Here is a 16,062-nt window from a genome sequence, read left to right on the forward strand (position 1 = left end):
GTCCAGCAAGAAAAATCGGCCGACGCGGCGTCGTCGGGGTGCTCGTCAACCTCCCGCGGATCTTCCGCCCCGTCCTCGCCCCCTCGGGTGCGGGTGTCATCGTTCCGCTCGCTCGGGGGAGCCTTGCCGACGTCTTCGACGTCGGGCCACCGTTGACCGAAGGCCTCCCGCATGCGCCGGCTCCTCGCCCCCCTTCTCGTCCTCGCCATGTCCGTCGGGCTCCTGTCCGCCGCACCGCTGACGGCGTCGGCCGCACCACCCACCAGCACCTGGGCGGGTGGAGCCGGCGGCAGCACGGCCGGCGTGGGGCTGGACCTGATCGGCGTGCTCGACCTCGCCGACGTCGCTCTCGCCACGAGCCGGGCCGACGCGGGTTCGCAGCGCACCCCGAACCGCGCGACGGCGCGTTCCGCGAACCTGGGCGCCACGGTGGCCGGTCTCGGTCTCGCCGTGGCCGACAACGTGGTGACCGCCGGACCGGCCGCCGAGACCAACACCAGGCCGCGCTCGATCGGGGCCACGGTCGGCGGGAGCCTGGTCTCGGTCGGGGCGCTCGACGTCACGGACACGGCGACCTGGGCCGGTGACACCTCGTGCGTCACCAGCGGTCCTCTGTCCACGGCCTCCACGACGACCGCGGGGGTCGGCGTGACCCCGCTCGGTCTGCCCCTGCTGTCGACCGGCGCGTCGACGACGAGCGGCACGACGGAGCTCGTCCCCACCGGCGTCACCTCGAACAACGGCGTCAACAACGGCGTCCAGAGCACGGCCAGGGCCGGGACGCTCACCGCCAACGTCCTCGGCGTCGGGATCGGCGTCGCCGACGGGTCGAGGCTCGTGACGACCGCCAACGCGAACGGGACCACCCCGACCTTCAGGCCGGCCGCCGTCACCGTCACGCCGCCGGGCCAGCCTGAGCGACCCCTCACGGCCGGCGCCTCCGTCACCGTGAACGTGACCGGCCTGGCGGGAGGTCGCACCGCGACCGTCCGGATCCGGGCCAACGACGCGGCCACCGTGACCAGGCCCAACGCCACCTCGATCAGCGCGCTCGCGTCGGCCGTCACCGTCGACGTCACGGTGAGTCTCGTCGTCCCGGTCCTGACCGCCACGATCGACCTGCTGCCCCTGAGCTCCTCGGCCTCGGTCCCGGCCGGCGGCATCGACTGCCCCGCCCCGGTCCCCGCCGCGCCGGTCGTCACCACCCCGGCCGACGGGTCCAGCACCAACGACACGACCCCGACCTACCGCGGCACCGGCATCCCCGGCGCGACCGTGAACCTCACCGTCGACGGCACCCGTACGCCGGCCGTCGCGACCGTCGACACCGACGGCACCTGGACCTACACCCCGACCGTGGCGCTGGCCGAGGGCAGCCACAGCGTGTCGGCGACGCAGACCCGCTTCGGCACGGAGTCGCTCGCCTCCAACCGGAACACCTTCGACGTCGACGTCACCGCGCCCGCCGCGCCGGTGCTCAGCACCCCGGCGGACGGTTCGGTCACGAACGACCGGACCCCGACCTACACGGGCACCGCGGCCGCGGGCTCCACCGTCCGGGTCTACGAGGGCACCACCCTCGTCGGGACCGGCACCGCGAACAGCGCCGGCACCTTCTCGATCCGGTCCGACCAGCTCGCGCCCGGGTCCCACCGGGTGCTGGCGCGCGCCACCGACGCGGCCGGCAACGTCTCCGGCGACTCGAACGCCAACACCTTCACCATCGACACGACCGCGCCCGCAGCCCCGGTGATCACCGTGCCGACGGACGGCACGACCACGACCGACACGACCCCGACCATCAGCGGCACGGCCGAGGCCAACGCCACCGTGCGGGTCCGGGTCGACGGGAACACGGTCGGCACTACCACCGCGAGCAGCACCGGGGCCTGGACGATCGACGCCACCCCGCTCGGCCAGGGCCCGCACACGGCCACGGCCGTCGCGACCGACCCCGCGGGCAACGTCTCGGTCGCCAGCGACCCGGTCGGTTTCACCGTCGACTCGGTCGCCCCGACCGCGCCGGTCATCACCGTCCCCGCCGACCTGAGCTCGACGAACGACACGACGCCGACCATCAGCGGCACCGCCGAGCCCGGCTCGCGGGTCGCGGTCTCGGTCGACGGCGTCCTGGTCGACACGGTGACCGCGACCGCCGGCGGCCGCTTCGAGGTCACGCCGACGGCACCGCTGGGCGAGGGCCCGCACACCACCACCGCGGTCGCGACGGACGCGATCGGCAACGTCTCCCCGACCAGCGACACCGTGCGCTTCACCGTCGACACGGTGGCCCCCGCGACCCCCGTGCTGATCACGCCGGCCAACGGGACGACCATCTCCGACCGGACCCCGACCTACCGCGGCACCGCGGACGCGGGCTCCACCGTGCGGGTCTACGAGGGCACCACGCTCCTGGGCACCGGCCAGGCCACCAGCGGTGGGACGTTCGCCATCGTCTCGAACCAGCTCGGCCAGGGCCCGCACACCGTGCTGGTCCGGTCGACCGACGCCGCCGGCAACGTCTCCCTCGACTCGAACGCCAACACCTTCGTCGTCGACTCCGTCGCTCCGGAGGCTCCGGTCGTCGTGACGCCGGCCGACGGCTCGACCACCAACGACACGACCCCGACGGTCAGCGGCACGGCCGAGCCGGGCGCCTCGGTGCGGGTCTTCGTGGACTCCGCGGCCGTGGGCCCGGTCGTGGCGGACGACAACGGCGTGTGGACCATCGACGCGCCCACGCTGACCGAGGGCGTCCACACCGCGAGCGCGCTGGCGACCGACGCCGCCGGCAACGTGTCGCCCACCAGCAACACGGTCCGCTTCACCGTCGACTCGGTCGCCCCGGCCGCGCCGGTGATCACGACCCCCGCCGACGGCTCGGTCACGGCCGACACGACGCCGACGATCCGCGGCAACGCTGAGCCCGGCTCGCGCGTCGAGGTGTTCGTCGACGGCCTGAGCGTCGGGACGGACACCGCCAGCGCCACCGGGCGGTTCGCGGTGACCCCCACCGTCCCGCTCGCCGAGGACCTGCACGTCGCGACCGCGACCGCCACCGACCCCGCGACCAACCGGTCGCAGGCCAGCGCGCCGGTGACCTTCCGGATCGACACGGTCGCGCCGGCCGCGCCCGTGATCGCCGTGCCCGCGGACGGCAGCGCGACGAACGACACCACGCCGACGATCAGCGGCACGGCCGACCCGGGCGTGCAGGTCGACGTCTTCGTCGACGGCACGCGCGTCGGCACGACGACGGCCACGCCGGAGGGCGGCTTCGCCGTCACCCCGACCGCCGAGCTCGCCGTGGGTCCGCACGTCGCCCGGGCGATCGCGACCGACGCCGCGGGCAACGTCTCCGTGCCCAGCGCCCCCGTGCGCTTCACCGTCGACGTCAGCACCCCGGCCGCCCCGGTGATCACCGCGCCGGCGAACAACAGCTCCACCAACAACCCGACCCCGACGATCAGCGGCACCGCGGAGCCGGGATCCACGGTCGTGGTGTCGGTCGACGGTGCGCCGGTCGGCACGACCACCGCGACGACCGGTGGGACCTTCGCGGTCGTCCCGAACGCCCCGCTGGGCGACGGCCCGCACGACGCCACCGCGGTCGCGACCGACGCGGCCGGCAACGCCTCGCCGGTGAGCCCCACGGTGCGCTTCACCGTCGACACGCAGGCGCCGACCAGCACGGTCCTGACCACGCCCGCGAACGGCTCGGTCACCAACGACCCGACCCCGACCTACACGGGTACGGCGGACGCGGGCTCCACCGTGACGGTCTACGAGGGCGCGACCGCCGTCGGCAGCGGCCAGGCCACCTCGGGCGGGACGTTCTCGATCGTCTCCACCCGCCTCGCCGAGGGCCCGCACACCGTGCTGGCCCGGGCGACCGACGCGGCCGGCAACACCTCGGCCGACTCGAACGCCAACACCTTCACCGTCGACGTCACGGCGCCGGCCGCCCCGGTGGTCGTGATCCCGGCCGACGGCAGCGTCACGCGGGACACGACGCCGACGATCAGCGGCACGGCCGACCCGGACGTGCAGGTCGAGGTCCTCGTGGACGGCGCCGTCGTCCGCACCGTCGTGTCCGACGGTGCCGGCGCCTGGACGACCGACGCGCCCGTCCTGGCCGACGGTCCGCACACGGCGACCGCGCGGGCGTTCGACACCGCCGGCAACCGCAGCCCGGTCAGCAACACGAACCGTTTCCGGGTGGACTCGGCGGCCCCCGCCGCCCCGGTCATCACCGCTCCCCGTAACGAGGCGACGATCGCCGACACCACCCCGGACATCTCGGGAACGGCGGAGCCGGGCGCGACCGTCGTCGTCACGGTCGACACCCTCGTCGTCGGCACCACCGTCGCCGACGCGGGCGGGACGTTCACCGTCACCCCGGCCCTCCCGCTCGACGAGGGTGCGCACAGCGCCACGGCCGTGGCCACCGACCCGGCCGGCAACGCCTCGCCGACCAGTGCGGCCGTGAGCTTCATCATCGACTCGGCGGCAGCGGCCCCGGTGCTGCTGACGCCCGCCAACGGGTCGTCGATCCCGACGCGCACGCCGACGTACACCGGCACGTCGGCGCCGAACGCCGACGTCGTGGTCTACGAGGGCACGATCGTCGTCGGCAGCGGGACCGCGAACGATGCCGGCGAGTTCTCCATCCCGTCGGGCCTGCTCGCCGAGGGTCCCCACACGGTGGTCGCCCAGGCGACCGTCAACGGCGGTGTCGTCTCCGCCGACTCGAACGCGCTCACCTTCGACGTGGACGTCACCACGCCGGCGGCGCCCGTCGTCGTGCTCCCGGCCGACGGCAGCGTCATCAACGACACGACGCCGACGATCACCGGCACGGCGGAGCCCTTCGCCTCGGTCACCGTCCTCGTCGACGACGCCAGCGTCGGGATCGTCCCGGCGAACGGCGCCGGCGAGTGGTCCTTCACCACGACGCCGCTGAGCCAGGCCCCGCACTCCGCGACGGCGCGGGCGACGGACGCCGCCGGGAACGTGTCGGTGCTGAGCAACCGGAACGCGTTCCGCATCGACGCGGACCCGCCGCTCGCGCCGACCATCACGGCGCCCGTGAACGACAGCACCGTCGCGGACACGACCGCGACGATCCGCGGGACGGCGGAGGCCGGAACCACCGTCGAGGTGTTCGTCGACGGCGTGCCGGTCGGGACCGACACGGCGGACGCCGACACCGGGGCCTTCTCGGTCACGCCGAGCACCCCGCTGACCGAGACGCGGCACGTGGCCACGGCGGTGGCGACGGACGTTGCGGGCAACGCCTCGCCGGCGAGCCTCCAGGTCGCGTTCACGGTCGACGTGACCGACCCGGCCCCGCCGGTGATCACGACGCCGGCCGACAACAGCTCGACGTCGGACACGACGCCGACGATCAGCGGCACCTCGGAGCCGTTCGCGTCGATCGTCGTCACCTACGCCGGCGGGACCGCCGGGACGACGACGGCGAACGGGGCCGGAGCGTGGACCCTGGTGTCGACGACGCTGACCCCGGGCACGTACACCGTGACCGCGGTGGCCACGGACGCCGCCGGCAACGACTCCACCCCGAGCAACGCGGTCACCTTCACGGTCGACACGGAGAACACGACGGTGCCGGTCATCACGGCCCCGGCGAACAACGCGACCATCACGGACCCGAGCCCGGCGGTCACGGGCACCGCGGAGAAGGGGTCGACCGTCGAGGTGTTCCTCGGCGCGACCAGCATCGGCACAGGCGTCGCGAACGCGCAGACCGGTGTGTTCGCCGTGATCCCGAGCGCCCCGCTGGTCGACGGCACGTACGTCGCGACGGCGGTCTCGACCGACGCCGCGGGGAACGTGTCGCCGAGGAGCGCGGCCGTGACGTTCACCGTGGACCGGGTCGCTCCGGCGGCTCCGGTGCTGGCGACTCCGGCGAACGGGACGTCGGTGCCGACGCGGACGCCGACGTACACGGGCACGGCCGAGGCCTTCTCGACCGTGCGTGTGTACGAGGGTGCGACCGTGGTCGGCACGGGCCAGGCCACGGAGACGGGTGCCTTCTCGATCGTGTCGACCCAGCTGTCGGTCGGGTCGCACACGGTGCTGGTGCGGGCGACCGACGCCGGCGGGAACGTGTCCGCCGACTCGAACGCGAACACCTTCACCGTCGACACCACCGACCCGGCCGCGCCGGTGATCGAGGTGCCGGCGAACGGGACGATCACCACCGACACGACGCCGACGATCAGCGGCACGGCCGAGCCGGGCGCCTTCGTCGAGGTCACGGTCGACACGACCGTCCAGCCCCTCGTCCGCGCGGACAGCGTCGGGCGCTTCAGCCTGGACTCGACGACCCTGCTCCAGGGTCGGCACACCGCGACCGCCGTGGCGGTCGACGCGGCGGGCAACCGGTCGGACGCGAGCACGGCCACCGTCTTCACGGTCGACTCGCTGGCGCCGGCCACGCCGGTGATCACGGACCCGGTGGGCGGGACGACCGTCACCGACCCGACCCCCGACATCACGGGCACCGCCGAGGCGGGCTCCTCCGTGGTGGTGACGATCGACGGCATCCAGCTGCCGGCCGTCACCGCGACCGCGGGCGGCACCTTCACCGCGACGCCGACGGTGCCGCTGAGCGACGCTGCGCACACCGTCACGGCGGTGGCGACCGACGCGGCGGGCAACGTGTCCCCGGTCAGCGCGCCGGTCACCTTCACGGTGGACGCCACCGCGCCGGGTGCTCCGGTCATCCAGGTGCCGGCGAACAACAGCTCGACGTCGGACACGACGCCGACGATCAGCGGCACGGCCGAGGCGAACGCGACGGTCCGGGTCACGGTCGACGGAGCCACGGTGCTGACGACGACGGCGACGCCGGGTGGGACGTTCACGGTCGACGCGCTGGCGCTGGCCGAGGGCCGCCACTACGTCATCGCGGTCGCGGTCGACGCGGCGGGCAACCGCTCGGTGCTGAGCAACCGGGTCGACTTCACCATCGACGTCACGAGCCCGGCCGCGCCGGCGATCACCGCGCCGACGGACGGCTCGACGATCACCAACCCGAGCCCGACGATCAGCGGGACGGCGGAGAAGGGTTCGCGGGTCGAGGTGTTCCTCGGCACGACGAGCCTGGGTGTGACGACGGCTGACGCGCTGACAGGCGCGTTCGCGGTGGCCCCGAACGCTCCGCTGGTCGACGGCACGTACGTGGCCACGGCGGTCTCGACCGACGCCGCGGGCAACGTGTCCCCGACGAGCGCGCCGGTGACCTTCACCCTCGACCGGATCGCGCCGGCGACGCCCGCGCTGGTGGACCCGGCGAACGGGTCGTCGACGAACGACACGACCCCGACGTACACGGGCACCGCCGAGGCCGGTTCGACGGTCCGTGCGTACGAGGGAGCCAACCTGCTCGGGACCGGGACGGCCTCCGACGCGGGGACGTTCTCGATCGTGTCGGCCCAGCTCTCGGTCGGGTCGCACACGGTGCTGGTGCGGGCGACCGACGCCGGCGGGAACGTGTCCGCCGACTCGAACGCGAACACCTTCACCGTCGACACCACCGACCCGGCCGCGCCGGTCATCACGTCGCCGCTCGACGGCGCGCGGATCACCGACCGGCGGCCCCCGATCACCGGGACGGCCGAGCCCGGCTCCCGCGTCACCGTGCGCCTCGGCGGCGCTGTCCTCGGTAGCGCTGACGCCGACCCGCAGACCGGGGTGTTCTCGGTGCCCCAGCCCGACCCGCTCGAGGACGGCACCTACACCGCGACCGCGTTCTCCACGGACGCGGCGGGCAACGTGTCCGACGACAGCGACCCGGTCGACTTCACCGTCGACACGGTGCTGCCGGGTGCGCCGGTGATCGCGCAGCCGGTCGGTGGGACGACCGTCACCGACGCGACCCCGCCGATCAGCGGCACGGCCGAGCCGAGGTCCACGGTCGAGGTGTTCGTCGACGACGTCTCGGTCGGGACGGACGTGGCGGACGCGGACGGCAGCTTCTCCGTCACCCCGACGGTGCCGCTGACCGACACGCAGCACGTCGCCACGGCGGTGGCGACGGACGGAGCGGGGAACGTTTCCCCCGTCAGCGGGCCGGTCACCTTCACGGTGGACGCCACGGCGCCCGGGGCGCCGCTGATCCAGGTGCCCGGGAACAACAGCGTCATCAAGGACACGACCCCGACGATCAGCGGCACGGCCGAGGCGAACGCCCGGGTCGAGGTCACGGTCGACGGAACCACGGTGCTGACGACGACGGCGACGCCGGGTGGGACGTTCACGGTCGACTCGCTGGCGCTGGCCGAGGGTCGCCACTACGTCACCGCGGTCGCGGTCGACGCGGCGGGCAACCGCTCGGTGCTGAGCAACCGGGTCGACTTCACCATCGACGTCACGAGCCCGGCCGCGCCGGCGATCACCGCGCCGACGGACGGCTCGACGATCACCAACCCGAGCCCGACGATCAGCGGGACGGCGGAGAAGGGTTCGCGGGTCGAGGTGTTCCTCGGCACGACGAGCCTGGGTGTGACGACGGCCGACGCGCTGACGGGGAACTTCTCGGTGGCCCCGAACGCTCCGCTGGTCGACGGCACGTACGTGGCGACGGCGGTCTCGACCGACGCGGCGGGCAACGTGTCCCCGACCAGCACGCCGGTGACCTTCACGCTCGACCGGGTCGCTCCGGCGGCTCCGGTGCTGGCGACCCCGGCGAACGGGACGTCGGTGCCGACGCGGACGCCGACGTACACGGGCACGGCCGAGGCCTTCTCGACCGTGCGTGTGTACGAGGGTGCGACCGTGGTCGGCACGGGCCAGGCCACGGAGACGGGTGCCTTCTCGATCGTGTCGACCCAGCTGTCGGTCGGGTCGCACACGGTGCTGGTGCGGGCGACCGACGCCGGCGGGAACGTGTCCGCCGACTCGAACGCGAACACCTTCACCGTCGACACGGCCAGCCCGGCCGCGCCGGTGGTCCAGGTGCCCGTGAACAACAGCGTCATCAGGGACACGACGCCGACGATCAGCGGCACGGCCGAGGCGAACGCCCGGGTCGAGGTCACGGTCGACGGAGCCACGGTGCTGACGACGACAGCGACGCCGGGCGCGTCGTTCACGGTCGATGCGCTGCAGCTGGGCGAGGGTCCGCACTTCGTCACCGCGGTCGCGGTCGACGCGGCGGGCAACCGCTCCCCGCTGAGCGACCGGGTCGACTTCCGGGTCGACTCGGTGGTCCCGGCAACCCCGGCCGTCACCCAGCCCGCGTCCGGCACGACGGTCACCGACCCGACGCCGACCATCTCGGGCACGGCGGAGGCGGGCTCCACGGTCGTCGTGACCGTGGACGGCACGCCGCTGCCGGGCGTGACGGCCACGCCGGGCGGGACGTTCTCGGTGACGCCGCCGACGCCTCTGAGCGACGGTCCGCACACCGTGACCGCGGTCGCGACGGACGCGGCGGGCAACCCGTCGTCGCCCAGCGTGCCCGTCACCTTCACGGTGGACGCCACCGCTCCTGCGGCGCCGGTCATCGCCGTGCCCGTGGACGAGAGCTTCACCACGGACACGACGCCGACGATCAGCGGCACCGCCGAGGCGAACGCCCGGGTCGAGGTCACGATCGACGGCGTCACCCTTGTGCCGACGACCGCGGACGGGAACGGGACGTTCTCGATCACCGCCCCGACGCTGGGCCAGGGTCGGCACTACGCGACGGCGGTCGCGGTCGACGCGGCGGGCAACCGTTCGCCGGTCAGCATCCGGGTCGACTTCACGGTCGACACGGTGGTCCCGGCCGCCCCGGCCATCACCCAGCCCGGGTCCGGCACCACGGTGAACGACCCGACGCCGACCATCTCGGGCACGGCCGAGCCGGGCTCGACGGTCGTGGTGACCGTCGACGGCACGCCGCTCCCGGGCGTGACGGCCACGCCGGGCGGGACGTTCTCGGTGACGCCGACGACGCCGCTGGACGACGGGCCCCACACGGTCACCGCGGTGGCGACCGACCCGGCGGGCAACCCGTCGCCGGTCAGCGACCCGGTCGACTTCGTCGTCGACGCCACGGCGCCGGCTCTGCCGGTCATCACGGTCCCGACCGACGGGCAGCGGTTCCGCGACCTCACCCCGACCTTCACGGGTACGGCCGACGCCGGGTCCACGGTGAGGCTGTTCCTCGACGGGGAGGAGCTCGTCGACGACCTGCCGGTCACCGACGGGCGGTGGACCTACACGCCGACGGCTCCGCTGACGGCCGCTCAGCACATGCTGCGGGCCACGGCCACCGACGCGGCCGGCAACGAGTCGGCGCAGACCGACGAGGCCGACTTCGTGATCGTCGCCAAGCCGGTGGTCGTGAACCCGACCGACGGCGCGGTGGTCGACCCGACGCCGACGATCGCCGGGACCGGGACGCGGGGCGGGCTCATCACGGTCGTGGCGCTCGAGGACGCCGGTTCGGTCGAGGCCGGTGACACGATCGGGACGGCCGTGGTGGACGTCGACGGCAACTGGAGCCTCGACGTCAGCGACGAGCTCGGCTACGGGACCTACCGGGTCCAGGCCGAGCAGCGGTTCACGGACGAGGCCGCGGACGCCCCGCTGGACGAGGCATTCGACGTCTCCGACGACGTCACCTTCGTCGTCGCGCCGACACCGCCGGCGATCACGACGCCGGTAGGCGGCGAGACCGTGGACGCGCCGACGGACGTCTGCGGCACGGGCCAGGCCGGTTCGACGGTCGTCCTCCGGGACGAGGACGGGACGGTGCTGGGGCAGGCCGTCGTCGACGCGGACGGTGAGTTCTGCGTGACGGTCACGCTCGAGGACGGCGACCACACGGTCACCGTCACCCAGACCACGCCGGGCCAGCCGGACCAGGTCTCGGACCCGGTCGACTTCACGGTCGACGCGGGCTCGGGCGACGGGAACGGCAACGGGAACGGGTCCGGTGACGGCAACGGGTCTGGGAACGGGAACGGCAGCAACGGCAACGGGAACGGCAACGGGAACGGGAACGGCAACGGCGGGCACCTCGCCTCGACCGGTGGTCCGTCCCTGCTCGTCGGGCTCGCGGCCCTGCTGCTCCTCGCGGCCGGCTCCACGACGGTGGTCGTCTCGCGGCGGCGCCGGCGTCACTGAGGTACCAGAGACATCCCGGTCGGGCGTCCCCCCGTGCGCCCGACCGGGACCCTGGGCCCCGCGTCGCGCCGACCCGGCGCGCGTGGTCCCGGACTTGGTGCCGTACGCGACCATGGAGGCGTGGCACGCGCGAAGAAACCGGCGACGATGGGTGACCTCGTCCGATCCCTGCTGGTGATCATCGTGCCGCTGCTGCTGATCTCGGCCTTCTTCACCCGCAACCTCGGCGACCACCCGGTCAAGGAGGTCGACTGGCGCCCGGTGCTGACCCTGGCCCGGTCGCAGGCGCCCTACCCCGTGGTCGCACCGGTCAACCTGCCTCCGGGCTGGCGGCCCGTGCAGGCCACGTGGGTCCGCACCGGGGAGCCCTACCTCAACGGCGAGGCCTCGCCGCGGAACCTGTGGAAGCTCGGCTTCCTCACCAGCGACGACGTGTTCGTCGGGCTCATCCAGGGCGACCTCAAGCCGGACGACCTCGTCCGCGACGAGACGCGCGAGGGCACCGGCGACGGGCAGAGCGTCCTCGGCGGCCAGACCTGGGAGCGCCTGGAGAGCCCGGACGGGCGGACCCACTCCCTGGTGGAGTCGACGCCCGAGGTCACCACGATCGTGACGGCCGACCTCCCGTACGAGGCGCTCGACACCTACGCCGGGATCCTCTCCAGCACGGACTAGCGCACCGGCGGCACGGGCGGCCGGGTCAGCCGTCCGACGGACCGGCCTCGCCGGTCCGCGCCTTGCGGGCGGCGTCGACGCGGGCGCGGGCCCCGTCCAGCCAGCGCTGGCAGATCGCGGCCAGCTCCTCGCCACGCTCCCAGAGCTTGAGCGACTCGTCGAGCGGGACCCCGCCCGACTCGAGGCGCTGCACCACCGAGACGAGCTCGTCGCGCGCCTTCTCGTAGGAGAGCTCGGGCTCTGCCGGGCCGCTGGGGCTCATGCCGCGTTCCTTCCGGGTCGGACGTCCCGCACCTCGACCACGAGCTGGCCGTCGGCGAGGTAGGCGAGCAGGTCGTCGCCGGGGTCGGCGTCCTGCACCGAGGTCAGCGCGTGGCCCTCGGGTCCGACGACGATCGCGTAGCCGCGCTCGAGCGTCGCCTTGGGGGACATGGCGCGGACCCGGGCCAGGTGGTGCCCGACGGCGACCGACTCCCGCTCGACCAGGACGCTGACCGCGCGCAGGGCGCGCGCCCGGGCGCTGGCCAGCTGGTCCTCGTTGACCGTGAACGTCGCCGTCGGGTCCACCAGCACGGGGCGGGACCGCAGTGCCCGCAGCGACTCCTGCTGGCGGGCGATCAGGGCGTCGACCAGGTGGTCGAGCCGCGCCGAGACCTGGGTGATGCGGGTGCGTTCCTCGGTGACGTCGGGGACGACGCGCTTGGCGGCGTCCGTCGGCGTCGAGGCGCGCACGTCGGCGACGAGGTCAAGGATCGGGTTGTCGACCTCGTGACCGATCGCGCTGACGACGGGCGTGCGGGCCTTCGCGACCGCCCGCACCAGGCCCTCGTCGGAGAAGGGCAGCAGGTCCTCCAACGAACCGCCGCCGCGGGCGATGACGATCACCTCGACCTCGGGGAGGCCGTCGAGCCGCTCGAGCGCCGACATCACCTGCTCGGCCGCCTGCGCGCCCTGGACCAGGGTGTGCCGGACCTCGATCCGGACGCCGGGCCAGCGGCGGCGGGCGTTCTCGACGACGTCACGTTCCGCGGCGCTATCGGCACCGGTGATCAGCCCGACGGCGCGGGGGAGGAAGGGGAGCCGCTTCTTGCGCGCGGCGTCGAAGAGGCCCTCGGCCTGCAGCAGCCGCTTGGTCTGCTCGAGGCGCGCGAGCAGCCGGCCCTCGCCGACCGGCGTCAGGGCGTCGCAGTAGAAGGAGAAGCGGCCCGACTGCTCGTAGTAGGAGGGCTTGAGCCGCGCGACCACCGTCGAACCCTCGGTCAGCGGCCCGGCGGCGTCGAAGGTCGTCGGGGACACCGACACCGACACCGACACCTCGGCCAGCTTGTCGCGCAGGGTGAGGAAGATCGTGCGCCCGCTCCGCCGGCTCACCTCGATGAGCTGCGCCTCCACCCACACCGGGCCGAGCCGCTCGATCCAGCCCTTGACGAGGTGCGCCACGCGCCGCAGGGGCTGCGGGTTCTCGGGGGACGACTCCAGGGCCACGGCAGGCAGCGTAACCAGGGGGACCGACAGGACCGGCCCAAACCACGCCCGGCGTCGCGCGGCAAGGTGCTTCACCGGAAAGTGGTCGGTCCGGCGCGGCGACACGCCGTATCGGCCCGCCGGACCGACCACTTCCCCGGAAAGCGGGGGAGAGCGGCTCGGACGAGGAGCGGGTGCTGCGGCGCTCCGTAGACTGGAGCCATGGCCGAGACCCCCGCAACGAGCCCGAGCGCGACCCTCGACCTGCCCCCCGCCGTGCCTGGCCCGGCGAACCAGCGGCAGGTCGTCGTCGCGGCACCCCGGGGCTACTGCGCCGGCGTCGACCGCGCGGTCGTCACGGTGGAGAAGGCGCTCGAGGCGTACGGGGCGCCCGTCTACGTCCGCAAGCAGATCGTCCACAACCGTCACGTCGTGGAGGACCTCGCGGCCCGCGGCGCGATCTTCGTCGAGGAGCTCGACGAGGTCCCGACGGGCTCGACCGTGGTTTTCAGCGCCCACGGGGTCTCCCCGGCGGTGAAGGCGGAGGCGGTCGAGCGCGGGCTGCAGGCCATCGACGCGACCTGCCCGCTGGTCACCAAGGTCCACCACGAGGCGCGCCGCTTCGCCCGGGAGGACCGCCAGATCCTGCTCATCGGTCACGCCGGCCACGAGGAGGTCGAGGGCACGATGGGCGAGGCGCCCGAGCGCACCACCCTCGTGCAGTCGCCGGCGGACGTGGACACGCTCGAGGTCGAGGACCCGAGCCGGCTCTCCTGGCTCAGCCAGACCACGCTGAGCGTCGACGAGACCCTCGAGACGGTCGCACGGCTCCGCGAGCGCTTCCCGCTGCTGCAGGACCCGCCCAGCGACGACATCTGCTACGCCACGACGAACCGTCAGGCCGCGGTCAAGCAGATCGCCGCGCACTCCGACCTGGTGATCGTGGTCGGCTCCGCGAACTCGTCCAACTCGGTCCGCCTCGTCGAGGTCGCGCTCGAGGCCGGCGCCAAGGCGTCCTACCGCGTGGACAACGCCTCCGAGGTCGACCTGGCGTGGTTCGACGGCGTGTCCTCGGTCGGCGTCACGAGCGGCGCGTCCGTGCCCGACGACCTCGTCCAGGGCGTCCTCGAGCTGCTGGTCGCGCAGGGCTACCCGGCGGCCCGCGAGGAGCGGCTGACCGAGGAGTCGCTCACCTTCGCGCTCCCGCCCGAGCTGCGCCGCGGCCTCAAGCGCCAGGTCCAGGGCGACTGACCGCACCTTCGTACGCTTCGCGTCTTTGCGCGAGGCGCTGGTCGACACGAGCTGAGCGGTAGAGGCCGATCGCCCTCCTCCGAAGTGGGCCAGTTGGCCTACGCCCGCGGGACGCTCCCTGAGCTTGTCGAAGGGCCCGGAACGGCTCGGCGTCTCTGGCGATCGGCGGGTTGAGGGAGAGCGCCAACCTCTTCGAGGCCCTTCGGCAGGCTCAGGGAGCGCTTCCCCTGACGAACCGGCTCAGGACGAACGGGCCTCGCGCTCGTCGTCGTCGGCGCCGGCGTCCTCGGACACCAGCTCCCACAGGTCGGGCTCGGGGCGGACGAGCTCCTCCGCCTCGGGGATCAGGGCAGCGCTGCTGCGGCCGCGCCGCTTGCTCGTCCGCCCGACCATCGGCTCCACCTTGGTCGCGTCCTCCACGAGCTCGGGGGCCTGGATCTGCCGGGTGGTCGCCTCGAGCTGGGTCAGCCCGGTCAGCTCCGCCTCGGTGACCTTGAGGTCGGAGAACCGGCGGGCCTGCACCATGACCCGGCTCTCCACCGTCGCGACGGTCTCGTTGTAGGCCTTCACCGAGCCCTGCAGCGCCCGACCCAGCTTGTCGAGCCGGCTGCCCATCACGCCGAGCCGCTCGTGGAGCTCCCGGCCCAGCCGGAACACCTCGGCCGCGCTCTCCGCCAGGGCCGCCTGCCGCCACCCGTACGCGACCGCCCGCAGCAGGCCGATCAGCGTCGTCGGGGTCGCCAGGACGACGTTGCGCTTGGCCGCGTAGTCGTAGAGGTCGGGGACCTGCTCGAGCGCGGCGGCGAAGAACGCCTCGCTGGGCAGGAAGAGCACGACGAACTCCGGCGTCTCCCCGCCCTTCCAGTACTGCTTGGTCGAGAGCTGGTCGACGTGCGTCCGCACGTGGCGGCCGTAGCGCACCAGCGCCTCGGTGCGGCGGACGTCGTCCTCGGCCGACTCCGCCTCGGCCGCCTCGAGGAAGGCCGACAGCGGCACCTTGGAGTCGACGAAGACGTGCTTGCCCTCGGCCAGGTGGACGCGCATGTCCGGGCGCAACGTCTTGTCGTCCGACGCCATCGTGTGCTGCAGCTCGAAGTCGCAGCGGTCGAGCATGCCGGCGATCTCCGCCACGCGCTTGAGCTGGGTCTCGCCCCACGACCCGCGGATCTGCGGCTTGCGGAGCGCCGTGACCAGCGCCGAGGTCTCGCGGCGCAGCGTCTCGCCCGTCTGGCGCACGGTCTGCACCTGCGCGCGCAGGTCGACCGACATCTCGACGCGCTCCTTCTCGACCTCGATCAGCCGCGAGCTCAGCAGGCCGAGCTGCTCGCGCACCGGCGCCATCAGCTCCGCCGTCGCCTTGAGCCGGCCCTCGTGGGCCGCCTCCGCCGTGGCGCCCTGGCGCTCGAGGGTCTCGTTGGACACGACCTTGAAGTGGTTCAGCAGCGCCTCGCGGTCGGCCGCGACCTCCTTCGCCCGAGCCACCGCGGCGTCGCGCTGGGCCACCGCGCCGGCCATCTCGGCGGCGACGGC

6 protein-coding genes are annotated in these 16,062 nt (G+C 73.8%); 3 read left to right on the forward strand and 3 right to left on the reverse strand.

What is annotated here, in order from left to right; all coding sequences use genetic code 11:
• The first annotated feature begins 207 nt into the window (after nucleotides 1-207).
• Both ABD665_RS18980 and ABD665_RS18985 read left to right on the forward strand, forming a co-directional pair.
• On the forward strand, nucleotides 208-11,142 hold the full coding sequence (locus ABD665_RS18980; RefSeq protein WP_204911196.1) for an Ig-like domain-containing protein: 10,935 nt from the start codon (nucleotides 208-210) through the stop codon (nucleotides 11,140-11,142).
• Nucleotides 11,143-11,262: 120 nt separating this feature from the next.
• Complete coding sequence (locus tag ABD665_RS18985) at nucleotides 11,263-11,817, forward strand: DUF4245 family protein (protein ID WP_204911197.1); 555 nt, start codon at nucleotides 11,263-11,265, stop codon at nucleotides 11,815-11,817.
• A gap of 25 nt (nucleotides 11,818-11,842) precedes the next feature.
• On the opposite strand, the gene ABD665_RS18990 is transcribed toward ABD665_RS18985, so the two are convergent.
• Both ABD665_RS18990 and xseA read right to left on the reverse strand, forming a co-directional pair.
• Complete coding sequence (locus ABD665_RS18990) at nucleotides 11,843-12,079, reverse strand: exodeoxyribonuclease VII small subunit (RefSeq protein WP_204911198.1); 237 nt, start codon at nucleotides 12,077-12,079, stop codon at nucleotides 11,843-11,845.
• Entirely contained in the window at nucleotides 12,076-13,302 is a 1,227-nt protein-coding gene (gene xseA / locus ABD665_RS18995; RefSeq protein ID WP_204911199.1) for an exodeoxyribonuclease VII large subunit, read from the reverse strand. Before xseA ends, ABD665_RS18990 begins: the two co-directional genes overlap by 4 nt.
• Nucleotides 13,303-13,503: 201 nt before the next feature.
• Here xseA and ABD665_RS19000 point away from each other — a divergent pair, with 201 nt between their 5' ends.
• A complete protein-coding gene (locus tag ABD665_RS19000; RefSeq protein ID WP_204911200.1) occupies nucleotides 13,504-14,532 on the forward strand; it encodes a 4-hydroxy-3-methylbut-2-enyl diphosphate reductase in 1,029 nt (342 codons plus the stop codon).
• Between the two features lie 240 nt (nucleotides 14,533-14,772).
• On the opposite strand, the gene ABD665_RS19005 is transcribed toward ABD665_RS19000, so the two are convergent.
• Nucleotides 14,773-16,062 (reverse strand): DNA recombination protein RmuC (locus tag ABD665_RS19005; RefSeq protein WP_344742755.1); only part of this gene is annotated, 1,290 nt, incomplete at its 5' end.

This window comes from Microlunatus spumicola (assembly GCF_039536445.1).
GTDB lineage: Bacteria > Actinomycetota > Actinomycetes > Propionibacteriales > Propionibacteriaceae > Microlunatus > Microlunatus spumicola.